At 67.2% G+C, this 13,332-nt stretch carries 10 protein-coding genes; 2 read left to right on the plus strand and 8 right to left on the minus strand.

Annotated features, from left to right (window positions below):
* Positions 1–6: 6 nt before the first annotated feature.
* Positions 7–882 carry a carbohydrate ABC transporter permease gene (locus tag ABZ004_RS15340; RefSeq protein WP_355680470.1) on the minus strand — a complete coding sequence of 292 codons (876 nt, stop codon included), beginning with the start codon at positions 880–882 and terminating at the stop codon, positions 7–9.
* Positions 879–1,907 (minus strand): ABC transporter permease subunit, encoded by a 1,029-nt coding sequence (locus ABZ004_RS15345; RefSeq protein WP_355680471.1) that lies wholly within the window; start codon positions 1,905–1,907, stop codon positions 879–881. Before ABZ004_RS15345 ends, ABZ004_RS15340 begins: the two co-directional genes overlap by 4 nt.
* 213 nt (positions 1,908–2,120) lie before the next feature.
* Between ABZ004_RS15345 and ABZ004_RS15350 the strand changes: the two genes are divergently transcribed.
* The gene (locus ABZ004_RS15350; protein WP_355680472.1) at positions 2,121–4,991 is read left to right on the plus strand and encodes a hypothetical protein; all 2,871 of its coding nucleotides are present in this window, start codon (positions 2,121–2,123) and stop codon (positions 4,989–4,991) included.
* Here ABZ004_RS15350 and ABZ004_RS15355 read toward each other — a convergent pair.
* Positions 4,919–6,022, minus strand: a complete 1,104-nt coding sequence (locus tag ABZ004_RS15355; RefSeq protein WP_355680473.1) for a LacI family DNA-binding transcriptional regulator — start codon at positions 6,020–6,022, stop codon at positions 4,919–4,921. The genes ABZ004_RS15350 and ABZ004_RS15355 overlap by 73 nt on opposite strands.
* A gap of 88 nt (positions 6,023–6,110) precedes the next feature.
* Here ABZ004_RS15355 and ABZ004_RS15360 point away from each other — a divergent pair, with 88 nt between their 5' ends.
* Positions 6,111–7,664, plus strand: a complete 1,554-nt coding sequence (locus ABZ004_RS15360) for a glycoside hydrolase family 43 protein (protein ID WP_355680485.1) — start codon at positions 6,111–6,113, stop codon at positions 7,662–7,664.
* 111 nt (positions 7,665–7,775) lie between these two features.
* Here the strand turns inward: ABZ004_RS15360 and ABZ004_RS15365 are convergent, their stop codons facing one another.
* The 5 genes from ABZ004_RS15365 to ABZ004_RS15385 form a co-directional block, all read right to left on the minus strand.
* On the minus strand, positions 7,776–9,287 hold the full coding sequence (locus tag ABZ004_RS15365; protein ID WP_355680474.1) for an alpha-N-arabinofuranosidase: 1,512 nt from the start codon (positions 9,285–9,287) through the stop codon (positions 7,776–7,778).
* Positions 9,288–9,325: 38 nt separating this feature from the next.
* Positions 9,326–10,309, minus strand: coding sequence for an arabinan endo-1,5-alpha-L-arabinosidase (locus ABZ004_RS15370; RefSeq protein ID WP_355680475.1), 984 nt, complete (start codon positions 10,307–10,309; stop codon positions 9,326–9,328).
* The gene (locus ABZ004_RS15375; protein WP_355680476.1) at positions 10,306–11,178 is read right to left on the minus strand and encodes a carbohydrate ABC transporter permease; all 873 of its coding nucleotides are present in this window, start codon (positions 11,176–11,178) and stop codon (positions 10,306–10,308) included. The genes ABZ004_RS15370 and ABZ004_RS15375 overlap by 4 nt, the downstream gene beginning before the upstream one ends.
* Positions 11,175–12,086, minus strand: a complete 912-nt coding sequence (locus ABZ004_RS15380; RefSeq protein WP_355680477.1) for a sugar ABC transporter permease — start codon at positions 12,084–12,086, stop codon at positions 11,175–11,177. Before ABZ004_RS15380 ends, ABZ004_RS15375 begins: the two co-directional genes overlap by 4 nt.
* 12 nt (positions 12,087–12,098) lie before the next feature.
* On the minus strand, positions 12,099–13,332 hold a 1,234-nt coding region (locus tag ABZ004_RS15385), incomplete at its 5' end, for an extracellular solute-binding protein (RefSeq protein WP_355680478.1).

The raw sequence follows: 13,332 nt of genomic DNA on the forward strand, positions 1-13,332 counted from the left end.
GCTCGGTCAGCCTTTGGTGGCGCCGAGGGTGAGGCCTTTGACGAAGTACCGCTGCGCGAACGGGTACGCGAGCAGGATTGGACCGATGGTGACGGCGGTCAGCGCGAGCCGGATCTGGTAGACCGGCGCCGCCTGGGCGGTCGACTGCGGCAGGGTGGCCGCGTTCGTGACACTGGAGATCAGGTTCTGCAGCAGCAACTGCAGTGGATACTTGCCCGGCTCGGCGATGAACAGCAGCGCGTGGAACCATTCGTTCCAGTAGGTGACCGCGTAGAAGAGCCCGATCACCGCGAGAATCGGCTTCGACAGTGGCAGCCCGATCTGGAAGAAGATCCGCAACTCGCTCGCGCCGTCGACCCGGGCGGACTCCAGGATCTCCCCGGGGAGCTGGCGGAAGAAGCTGACCTGGATGAACACCAGGAACGGCGCGACCACCAGCGGCAGGATCACCGCGAACAGGCTGTTCTGCAGCTTCAGGTACTGCGTGACGAGCAGATAGAGCGGGACGAGTCCGCCGGTGAACAGCATCGGGATGTAGGTGAAGATCGCCAGCGGCTTGCTGATGTAGGGCAACCGGCGGGCGATCACCCAGGCGATCCCGGACGTCGCCGCGAGCGAAAGCGCCGTGCCGACGACGGTGATGAACGCGCTCGTGCGATAGGCGCTGAGGACCGCCGGACCGGTGAAGATCGTCTGGTAGGCCGCGAGCGAGAACGGCTTGGGGAAGAGGCTGTAGCCACTGACCGAAAGCTTCGACTCGGCGGTGAACGAGCCGGCGATGATCATCCAGAACGGGATCAGGCAGACGAGCGCGAACAGCGTGACGCCGATGATGCTGACGACGGTGAAGGGTTCGGCTCTGCGCCGGTACGTCGTACTCACAGGATGCTCGTCTCCTTCGCGTAGCGGCGCTGGACCAGGACGGCGGCGACGACCAGCACGAAGCCGACGACAGACTGGAAAAGTCCGATCGCGGCGGTGGTGCCGAAGTCGCCGAGCTGGCGTAGCGACCGGAACACATAGGTGTCGATCACGTCGGTGGTCGGGAACAGGGTGCCGTTGTCGCCGACGATCGCGTAGATCGTGCCGAAGTCGCCGTAGAAGATCCGCCCGATGCCGAGCACCAGCAGGACGGCGGCGGTCGGACGCAGCAGCGGAACGGTGATCCGCAGCGCCATCTGGGCGCGGGAGGCGCCGTCCATCAGGCCGGCCTCGTACACCTCCTCGGGAATCGAGGTGATCGCCGCCAGGAAGATGATGCTGAGGTAGCCACCGAGTTGCCAGATCTTGACGGTCGTGAGGATCCACGGCCACGGGCCGGGCTCGGTGTACCAGCTGACCTGAGGCAGGTTGAACACCTTGAGCAGGTCGTTCGCCGCGCCGCCGTTCCCACCGACCCCGGCCAGCAGGACTTGCAGAATGATGCTGATCACGATCGGCGAGACGAAGTACGGGAAGAAGATCACCGACTGCACGGACCGCTTGAAGAGCTTGTGACGGACCTCATTGAGCATGACAGCCAACGTGATCCCCGCGGTCATCGTCGCGGCGAGGAACAAGATGTTGAGGAACAGGGTGTTGACCAGGATCCGCGGGGCATCGCCGGAGCTGAAGAAGTAGCGGAAGTTGTCGAGCCCCGACCAGGGGCTGCCGAAGATCCCCAGGTTGACGTCGAAGTCCTTGAAGGCCACCACCAGGCCGGCCATCGGGGCGTAGCTGAAGACGACGAAGAAGGCGACCGCGGGCACCGCCAGGACCAGCAGGGCGAGCTGCGGACCGCGCCCGGACCGCTCGCGAGCCCGTCTCGTCCGTTGCGTCGGCGGATGGTCCGGCTGGGCGTCGACGGGTCGGGGAGCACGGACGCCGGGCTCTTGCCCGGGTGCTCTGGTGCTCACACTGATGCCCACGATGACCTCCTTCGGGGGATGGATAGGCAAACGCTTTCCCGCAACGTACAAGGGCGAAACGGCGTTGACAAGTCCCTGGCGAAGGACCGTGCCGGGTTGGGGCGAGCGAAACTTTCCATCGGCTGCGACGGCTTGACGGGGTCAACAGTGGCGTTCTAGCTTCCCCGACAGGAAAACGTTATCCCGCTTTTCGACCCGTGGAGGGGTTTCCTGGTGACGAGTATCGACCGGAGAAGTTTGCTGAAGGCAGGGATGGCGACCGCGGTGGCGAGCGGGTTCACCTGGACCACAGCGCAGCCCGGCGCAGCGGCGACTGGAGCGGGCCTTCTGGACGTGCTGGAGTTCGGTGTGCCTGGGTCGGAGCGCGCACACGCCGTCGCCGCCGAATTGTCCGATGTCATCCGCGGTGGTCTCGGCCAGGCCGCCAGGGTCCTCAACCCGCGCGATCCCGCCGACTGGTGGGGTGGGACCGTGCGATTCACCGTGGCCGTGGCCGCAACCGGTACGACGTACGCGTCGGTGAAGCTCTTCGGGAGCGAGTTCGCAGACGCCGATCACGAATGGCGCCTGCAGTTCTTCATCGATGGCAAGGTGCTCGGCTGGTTCGACCAGTCGGTGCTCGACCAGGCCGACCAGATGAGCCAGCACCCGCGGCTGGCGGACCGGTTCTTCCTGCACACGTTGCCGTTGCCGGAGTTCGTCACCCAGGGACGCCGGGCGGTTGAGCTGGAGATCCGGGCGATGGGCCGGATCTATGCCTACGGCAACCAAGACAGCTTCTACCGCCCGATGACCACACCGTCGCGCGGCCTGTACCGCGTCTACACGCACACCACGCCGTACTTCGAGCCGCCGAACGGTGACAACTTCGGCCAGGCCGCCCCACCCGCGACTCGGCAGAACACTGACAACGAGATGATCGCGCGGATCCGCAAACGCGTCCTCGACGACCAGAACGCACTCCTGTACGCGGTGAATCCGGCCAGCCTGGACGCCTGGGGATACACCACGCTCGCCGAGGGCTACCGTTGGCCCGGCAGTCCGGCGTACCGGAATCCGCTGACGCTGTCGAAGGTGTGCCAGGCCATCGACGGCCGCTATCTGGCGTGGAAAGCAGACAGCAAGGTAATGACGGACTCCGACCAGCAGTGGCAGGGATTCGGCCGGGTCGGGCTCGCCCTGATGACGCTGTGGGACGACCTCCAGCCGGAGCTGGACAAGTTCGTGACGCCGGGCGGCACGGACGTGATGAACCCTGGCTTCGAGGTCGGCAGTGACCGTCCGGCGGGCTGGAATCCCGCGGGCTGGGCGAACAAGGGGACCTTCAGCCGGGACACGACCGTTGCCCACGGTGGTGCGGCCTCGTTGAAGATCAGCGCGAACGCGGGCGGGTCGATGCTGATCACACCGTCGAGCCGGACGAAAGTGGGCCCAGGGCAACTGACCTTTTCCTGCTGGGTGAAGGCCGCTCCGGCGGTGGCTTCCGCACACGTCAACCTGCTGTTCTGGAACGCACAGAACGCCTTCATCGGGGGCGATCACAATGTGTACCGGCCCACCGGATCGGGGGAGTGGCAAACGGTCGGGGCAACGATCGACGTGCCCGACGGAGCGGTGGAGTTCGAGTTCTGGATGGCGACGGCGAACGGGGACACGGCCTGGTTCGACGACATCGAAGTCGGCGCCCCACCCCCGGTCCAGGCCGATCCGGTGCCGCGCAGAACGGCGTACCGGGAGATGTTGCTCGCGAGCCGGGAGTACTGGCGGCAGCATCAGCGGCACTACACCAATCAGGCGCAGATCACGTCGATCGGGATCTACCAGGCCAATCGCGGGCTGCGGCTGCTGTCGCCGGCGGATGCCTGGCCGGAGTCGACGGCCAGGAGCTGGCTCTACGAGAGCGTCGGTCTCGAGCCCTGGCGCGGGCCTGAGCGAGAGGACGGTAGCAAGACGTGGACGCTCGGGCACGACTACCACGTCGTGTCCTCCGCCGGTCTGACCCGCGAGCTCGGCTATGTCGGCACGTACGGCGAGGTGACGGACTGGCTGATTGCCATGTACGAGTCAGTGACCGGTGGACCGGACGCGACCGACGACGAGCGGCTGCGCGACCAGCTACTGAAGATCATCCACACCAGGGGGTGGTTCCGGCATCCGGCCGAGGACGAGGACGGCAAGCGCGCGATGCGGCTGGAGCAGATGATCGGCTGGCGCAACGAGCACTACCCAGGCGACATGGTCTATGCACAGCGGACCGCATGGGACGGGCATCCACTCGAGGCGGCCGCGGTACTGCAGGACCGCCGGATCGTGGGCTGGGCACAGCAGATGGTCGCGGACGGGCAGTTGGCGCCGCAGCTCGACCTGTTGGTGTCGAACACCGGCCGCCGGGTCGGGCTGAATGCCTTCCACTTCATTGCCCGGGACCTACCGGTGTTCCAGAACCTGCCCGCTTCACCCGAGCGATTGCCAGGCGGGTGGGACCGGCCGGACTTCGTCTTTACCGACGAGGAGGCCGGCGCGGTGGCGATCAAGCGCGGTGCGGAGATCTTCTATGCCTCGCTGTACTGGCGGGCCAAGCAGGCCGTGAATGACTACGCCCGCGTGCATCTGGTGACGCCTCAGTCCGAGCGGTCCGGGACGATCCGGGAGCGGTCGGTGTTCGACAAGGACCCGGCCAACACCTACACGGTCCAGGACTGGGTGTGCTGGGATTTCGCCATCAACGACAGCGGCTCAGCCTCGACCGTACCGGCGGGTGGCTGGAGGTATCCCGGCCCGACGTTGCACCAGGTGTACGCCGGCCAGCGCCTCTATCTGGCGCCCGTCCCGGACGACATGGACCCGGCGCTCGGCGGGACCACGGTCGGGATCGAGAAGATCGAGGTCGGGCGAGCGCCGTTCTACGTCCTGGAGTACGCCGGCTATCAGGTCGCGATGAACACCAGCAAGGACCGCACGTTCAGCTGGAGACCGTCAGGCACCGGTCTCGGCAAAGACCTTCGTACCGGTCAGGACGTGCCACTGCGACGGTCGATCGACGTGCCGCCCCGGACGACCGTCGTACTCTTCACAGGCCGTTGACGGGGAGCCGCGGTGGACTCGCGGACGACGAGTTCGGTACGCAGTTCGACGTGGCCGGTGACCTCCTCGCCGCGCATGCTGCGGGCGAGGAGGTCCAGGCCGGTCCGGCCCATGTCGACGAGTGGCTGCCGGACGGTGGTCAGGGCCGGGACCGTGACGCGGGCCTCTTCGACGTCGTCGAAGCCGACCACGCTGATATCACGGCCGACCTGCAGGCCGTGCGCGCGGATCGCGCGGCAGACACCGATCGCCATCAGGTCGGAGGCCGCGAACACCGCCGTGGGCGGTTCGGGGAGGGCCAGCAGCCGGTCCATCTCCGCCTGCGCCCGGGCTTCCTGGAAGTTGCCGTCGGGCTGATAACCGGCCGGTACGTCCATTCCGGCGTCGGCCAGGGCGGACCTGTATCCGGCCAGCCGGGACCGGGCGCAGAGCTTCGGCGCGCTGCCGCCGAGATGGGCGATCCTGGTGTGCCCGAGCTCGAGCAGGTGCCGGGTGGCGTCGTACCCGCCCTTCTCGTTGCTGGCGGCAACGGTCGGTACGCCGTCGGGCGGGCTGGTGATCGGGTCGACGACGACGCACGGTATGCCGAAGTGGGTGAGCCATTCATGCTGCGCGGACGTCGTCTCGACGAGAACGAGGAGAACGCCGCCGGTGCCGCGGTCGATCAGATGGTCGAGCCAGCCCCCGGCGGGGGACTCGCGGTGGCTCTGCTCGGCCTCGGAGGCCGCGACGACCACGTCGAGACCGGTTTCGCGGGCCGCCGCTTCGATCCCACCGAGCACGTTGGCCGCGTAGCTGCTGCGCAACCCATGCATGACGACGTCCACGAGTCGCCCGGAGCCACGCTGGTCGAACGGCGTGCTGGGCTCGCGCAGATAACCCACCTGCCGAAGAGCCTCCGCGACCCGGTCCCGGGTCGCGGCCGCGACTCCGCCACGGCCGTTCACCACCTTGCTGACTGTCGGCACCGAGACCCCGGCCATCCGCGCGACCACCGCCATCGTCGGCCCGGACCGAACCGCCTCGACCATCTGTCCCACCTCCGCTCGACCTCAGTATGTCCGGTCGGGCCTCGAAGAATCAGGCTGAGATGACCACCGCAACCGTCCGGACCCGATCCTGCCCGGCTTCCATCCGGATCCGTCGATCCTCCGGGTCGGCGCCGACTACTACGTCGCCAACAGCACGTTCGAGTGGTCCCCGGGAATCCGGCTCCATCACTCTCGCGATCTGCGCGACTGGCGGCCGATCGGGCACGCCCTGACCGGCAACCGGATGTTGCCGCTCCGCGGCGTACCGGACTCCGGCGGGGTGTGGGCGCCGTCACTGAGCCATCACGACGGCCGGTTCTGGCTCGTGTACGCCGTGGTGTACACGACGGCCGGCCCGTTCAAGGACCTGGACATCTTCCTGGTCAGCGCGGCATCGATCACGGGACCGTGGTCGGAGCCGGTACAGCTCGGCGGCGGCGGCTTCGATCCGTCCCTCTTCCACGACGACGACGGGCGGAGCTGGCTGGTCAACATGACCTGGGACGCCCGGCCGGACCGGTCGCCGTTCGCCGGCATCGTGCTCCAGGAAGTCGATCTCGACGGTGGCCGTCTGGTGGGGGAGCAGCGCCTGATCCTGACCGATGACGAGTTGGTCGAAGGGCCGAACCTGTACCGGCGCGACGGCTGGTACTACCTGATGCTGGCCGAGGGCGGCACCGGCTGGAACCACGGGATCCTGATGGCGCGATCCCGTGCCATCGACGGTCCGTACGTCCTGGATCCGGACGGCTCCTTGCTGACGTCCCGCGACAACCCCGGGTTGACGCTCCAGAAGGCCGGCCACGGCGAGATCGTGCAGACGCCGACCGGCGAGTGGTATCTGGTCCACCTCGCGAGCCGGCCGGTGCTGGCCCGGGGCGAGCGCCGGTCCATGCTCGGCCGCGAAACCTGCCTCCAACGAGTCCATTGGACCGACGAAGGCTGGCTCCGCCTCACCAACGGCACCCACTGGCCTGAAACAGAGGTCCAACTGCCCGCCGGTACAGGTCGCGAGGACGTGATCCCATCGGTGCAGCGCGATGAGTTCGAGGAGACTTCGCTGTCTGTCGACTGGTGTTCACTGCGTCAGCCGATGACGCCGAACTGGGTGACCTTGACCGAACGCCCAGGCTGGTTGCGGCTGCGCGGACGCCAGAGCCTGCGGTCGCGGTTCGCGCTGAGTCTGGTGGCGCAACGGCTGACAAGCACCCAGGTCGTGGTGACGACCTCGATCGAATGCGCGCCGGAGTTCCCCGGACAGCATGCAGGTCTGGTTTTCTGGTACGACACCACCACGCACTTCTTCCTCGGCATCACCGGCCACGAAGCCGGTCCCCGCGTCGTCCTCGCAAGCTCCGACGACGGCCGCTACACCGAACAGGTGACAGACATCGAGGTCAACGCGCCCCTGCAGTTGCGCGGCACCCTGGACAACGCGAACCTGCAGTTCTCGGTGTCGCTCGACGGCGAGAAGTGGCAAGACGTCGGTCACCCCCGCGACGCGTCCGTTCTCTCCGACGACTACGGCAGCGCCCTGCGATTCACCGGCGCCTTCACCGGCCTTGCCGCCGTCGACTCCCACACCGCCCACCTGCCCGCCGACTTCGCCTTCTTCGAGATCACCCCACACAGCGGCAAGTGAGCCACGGTATCGACTGAGCGCTAGGGCAGCGGACCGGAAACCGGTCCGCTGCGCCTTGCGTGGACGTGCTCGCGTTCGAGATCTTCAAGCGGGTAGGGCAGTTGCAGCTTGTCAGCGGGTGGTGAGGCTGAGGGCTGTCCAGGAGGTGGCGGGCAGGGTGATGGTCACTGTGCTGCCGTCCAGGCGAAGTGAGTCGTTGGGCTTCGGGGTGACGCGGTCCGGGTGTGCTGCGGTGTTGGAGGCGTCCCGGTCGTCGTCGTGGATCCCGACCGCTTCCCGTACGCCGGTGACCGGCGTACGGGAGGTGTCGACGGTGACCTCGACGGGTCCGTCGATCGAGCGGTTGACCAGGAAAACGGCCAGTTCGCCGGACTCCTCGTCGTACGTGGCGACCGCGTCGACGGTCGGCACCTCGCCGTACTTCGCGGTGCTGATCAGCGGGGATTCGAGCTCGAGGCGCAGGACCTGTCCCGCGGCCAGCCGGGAGGTGATGGCGAACGGGTAGAAGGTCGTCTGCCGCCAGGCGGCGCCGTCGGGTTCGGTCATGATCGGCGCGATCACGTTGGCCAGCTGGGCGATGCAGGCCACGCCGACGCGGTCGCTGTGCCGCAGCAGCGAGATCAACAGGTTGCCAACGACAACGGCATCGGTGACGTTGTACTCGTCCTCGATCCGCCGCGGCGCGACCTCCCACTGGTCGCCGGGGCCGTCCGTGCGCCGCGAGCGATCGCCGTACCAGACGTTCCACTCGTCGAAGGAGATGGTGATCTTCTTGTCGGTCTTGAGTTCGGCCGCGACGTGGTCCGCGGTGGCCACCACCGCGTCGATGAAGCGGTCCATGTCGACGGCCGAGGCCAGGAACGAGGCGGTGTCACCCTCTTCGTCGTTGTAGTAGGCATGGGCCGAGATGTGGTCGACGAACGGGTAGCATTCCCGCAGCACGTCGCGTTCCCAGGCCCCGAAGGTCGGCATCGCCCGGGACGACGAACCGCAGGCGACCAGCTCCAGGTCCGGCTCGATCATCCGCATCGCGCGGGCTGTTTCGGCCGCGAGCCGCCCGTACTCGACGGCGGTCTTGTGACCGACCTGCCACGGCCCGTCCATTTCGTTGCCCAGGCACCACAACTTGATGCCGTACGGCGTCTCGGCGCCGTGCTGCCCGCGCAGATCGGACAGTGTGGTGCCGCCGGGATGGTTCGCGTACTCCTGCAGGTCGAGTGCTTCCTGGACACCGCGGGTGCCGAGGTTGAGCGCCATCATCGGCTCCACCCCGGTCTTGGCGCACCAGCGGTCGAACTCGGCGAGACCGAACTGGTTGGTCTCGATGCTGTGCCAGGCCAGGTCGAGCCGGCGCGGCCGGTCTTCACGCGGGCCGACACCGTCCTCCCAGCGATAGCCGGAGACGAAGTTGCCGCCGGGATAACGCACCAGCGAGACGCCGATCTCGCGGGTGAGTTCGAGGACGTCCTTGCGGAACCCGTCCTCGTCGGCGGTGGCGTGTCCGGGCTCGTAGATCCCGGTGTAGACACAACGGCCCATGTGCTCGACGAACGAACCGAAGATCCGCCGGTTGACCGCGGCGATCCGGAAGGCGGGATCGAGGACGAGAGAGGCAGAGGTCACTGGGTGGCTCCTGTCGTGGTGGGGGTGCGGGGCGTGGCTCAGCGGATGCTGGGCCAGCCGTCGGATCCCCAGCTGAGTTGGCGGATGTCGAAGCGAATGGCTCCGTTGGCGTTCGCGTCGTAATAGTGGTGGGCCAGCAGGTCGCCGAAGACGGACTGGCCGCCGGGACCGATCTTGCGGCCGGTGCTGCTCAGGAGGATGGTGCCGCCGCCTTCGAGCATCGGTTTGCCGGCCTTGTCGACGTACGGGCCGGTCACCGAGCGGGACCGGCTGATGGCGATCTTGTAGGTGCTGTCGGTGCCACGGCAGCAGAAGTCGAACGACGTGAACAGGTAGAACCAGCCGTTGCGGGAGACGACGTACGGCGCCTCGATCGCGTTCGGCGGCACCCGCCGGTCGGCCAGCCGCAACGGCGCCCCTTGGCCGGGAGCGGCCAGGCCGGAGGGCCACTGCAGCTTGATCATCCGGATCCCGCTCCAGAACGACCCGAAGGCCATCCAGGGCGTCCCTTGGGCGTCGTTGACGATGCCCGGATCGATCGCGTTGTAGTCGTCCGACGACACCGACCGGTGCACGAGGCCACGATCGACCCACCGGTACGCCGAATTGTTCGGGTCGAGCGTCGTGTTGGTGGCCAGCGCGATCGCCGACCGGTTCGAGCCGAACGTCGATGCGGCGTAGTAGAGGTAGAACGTGCTGCCGTGCTTCACGATCTCCGGCGCCCACAGGGTCTTCACCCCGGGAACCTCGGCGGACACCCAGGCAGGAATCCGGCCGAACACGGTGCCGGCCCGGGTCCAGTGCTGGCCGTCGCTGGACCGCCGGATCTGAACAGCGCCGCCCCCGATGGCCTCGTCACCGGTCGAGAAGACATACCACTGGCTGCCCTCCCGAATCAGCGCGGGATCGTGCGCGGTGAGATCGCCGGTCAGTTCGGCGGCCGGCCGTGCGCTCGCACCCAGTGGGGTGAGCAGCGCGGTCAGCAGCAGCAGACAGCCCAGTACGGCCTGAATTCGCTTCATCCCTTGACTCCCGCATCTCCGACTCCCCGCACCACGTGGCGCTGGAAGAGGGCGTAGATGATCAGTAGCGGCAGACCGCCGAGGACGGCGGAGGCCATGATTTGTGCGTAGCGCAGCCCGTAGGAACCCTGGACGTTCGCGAGCCCGACCGGGATCGTCATCATCGACGGGTCGGTGGTGACGATGAACGGCCAGAGGAAGTTGTTCCAGGCACCGATGAAGGTGAAGATGGCGACCGCGCCGAGGATCGGCCGGGACATCGGCACCATCACGCTCCAGACGATCCGCAGCCGGCCGGCGCCGTCGACCCGGGCGGCGTCCTCGTAGTCGCGCGACACTCCGTCGAAGAACTTCTTCAGCACGAAGACCATCACCGGCGCGACGACCTGCGGCAGCACGATTCCCCAGTAGGTGTCGACGAGCCGGAGTGAGGTCATCTCGGCGAACAGGGGCACGATCAGGACCTGCGGCGGCACCAGGATGCCGGCCACCAGCAGACCGAACAGAGGCTTGCGGCCGGGGAACCTCGTACGGGAGAAGCCGTAGGCGGCCAGCACCGAGACGAGCAGGGTCAGGGCGGTCACCAGGATCGCCACGATCGTGCTGTTCAGGAACCACCGCAGGATCGAGCCCTGGTCGAGAACGCTGCTGTAGGCCGCCGCGGTCGGAGCGGCGGGCAGCCAGGTGATCGGCGTCCTGGTCGTCTCGGGCTCGGGTTTGAGGGAAGTGTCCAGTGCCCACAGCAGCGGCACCAGCCAGAGCAGGGCGAGCAGTGCCGCCCCGGTGCCCAGGGCGACCTTGGCGAAGCCGAACCGCGGTTGGACCGGTCCGCTGTCCGCGAGCCTGACTGACACAGCCTGCGCTGTCATCGGAGGTCCTCCTTGCGGCCGGAGAAGAGTTTGAACTGGGCGATCGAAACGATCACGATCACGACGAAGAACAGGTACGAGATCGCGGAGGCATAGCCGATCCGGTAGCTGGTGAAGCCGGTCTCGTAGATGTACTGGATGATCGGCCGGGTCGAGAAGTTCGGTCCGCCGACGGTCATCAGGTAGATCTGGTCGAAGATCTTCAGTGACGCGACCAGTTGCAGGACGACGATCAGTCCGGTGGTCCGGCGCAGCAGCGGCAGGGTGATCCGGAACAGTTGCTGCCGGCCGCCGGCGCCGTCGATCGAGGCGGCCTCGTAGAGATGCTCGGGAATCCCTTGCAGGGCGGCAAGATAGAGCAGGAAGTTGAACCCGACCGTCCACCAGACCGTGGTGATGACGACGGCGAGCATGGCCCGGTTCTCCGTGTTCAGCCAGTCGATCTCGGCGAACCCGGCCGAGGTCAGCAGTCCGTTCACCAGACCGAATCCGGGCTGGTAGATCCAGACCCAGATCAGCGTCACCACCGTCGCCGGCAGCACGAACGGCGCGAAGTAGGCGAAGCGCAGGAACCAGCCGAACACTCCGGCCCGGTTCGCCAGCAGCGCCATCACCAACGCGGTGATGACCAGCGGGGGAGTGCTCATCGCGGTGAAGACCAAGGTGTTCTTCAGCGATGACCAGACGGCCGGGTCGCCGAAGACCTCGCGCCAGTTGGCCAGGCCGAGGAACTCCCCACCGACACCGGCGAGACTCTTGTTGAAGAAGCTGTTCCAGAGCCCGGCCACGGTCGGCCAGAGCAGGAAGAACCCGAACAAGACGAGGAACGGGGTGACGAACAGGAGGCCGCCCCACTTCTCGGTCCACGGCTGTGCGGGCGACGGGCGGTGGCTGGTTTGCTCGGCCATTTTCTGCTCCGCTCAGACCGGGGACGGGGTGTCGAGAAGCTTCTGAACGGCGGCCTTGAACTGGTCGAGGGCCTGCCGCGGGGTGGACTGTCCGGAGAAGACGCCGGAGAAGGCGGCACCGGCCTCGTTCTGCAACTGGGCGCCCGAACCGCTGAACCAGGCATCCGGATCCAGCAGCACGTGGTTCGCCGCGCTGCGATAGTCCGCCTGGGGCTTCAGCGCCAGGTAGTCCGCACTCGTGGCGACCGGCTGGTACGCCGGAATGTGCCCGCCGGCGGCCCATTCGACGCTGTGCTTCAGCATCCAGGCGATGTACTCGATGGTGGCCTGCGTATCGGCCGCGCTCCGGCCGTTCTGGTGCGGCATCACGAAGGTGTGCGCATCACCGGCGCAGGCAGGTACGTCGTACACCTGCGGGAACGGCGCCATCCCGAACGGCATCTTCGCGGTCTCGTACGTCGTCACCTCCCACTCGCCGTTGAAGCTCAGCCCGGCGTCACCGTTGGTGAACATCGCCACCAGTGCGGGGTACGGCGAGGATCGCGGAACCAGGCCGTCGGCGGCGAGTTTCGCCATCAACTGAAGGGCTTCCAGAGCCTTCGCGTCGTCGAGCACCAGGCGGGTTCCCGACTCGTCGAAGAACGGTCCATCCAGCTGGCCGTACAGGGTCCACCACAGCCGCCACGGGTTCGTCGTCTCGACCGAGGCCGCGAACTTGCCGGTGGTCTCCTTGACCGCCTGCATCGTCTCGATCAAGGCATCGACACCCTTGATCGCCTTGATCCGGCCGTCGGCACCGAGCAGTCCGGCCTTCCGGCAGATGTCGGTGTTGTAGTAGAGGACGAACGGATGCTGGTCCAGCGGAACGGCGTACAGCTTGTCGTCGACGAGACAGCGTTTCCAGGTCTTCGGCAGGAAGTCGGCCTCGTTGATGCCGGCCGCGGTCAACCGGTCGAGCGGGATCGGATCGAGGAGGGTCGTCGGGCTGAAACCCCGCAGCCGCGACAGATGCAGCGTGGCCACCTCGGGGGCACGGCCGCCGGCCGCGGACATCGCGAGCTTGGTGTAGAAGGGCGGGCCCCAGGCTAGGGTGTGCGCCTGGAAGGCGATGTCCTTGCGTTCGGCAACGAACTGCTGATGGATCTGCAGCAGCCGGGCGCCGTCACCACCACCGAACAGGTTCCATTCACGGACCCGTGCCGAGCCGCCCGCCGCGCCGCAGCCGGGGACGGCGAGCGCGCCGGCC

This window comes from Kribbella sp. NPDC006257, from assembly GCF_040613535.1.
Taxonomy (GTDB): domain Bacteria; phylum Actinomycetota; class Actinomycetes; order Propionibacteriales; family Kribbellaceae; genus Kribbella.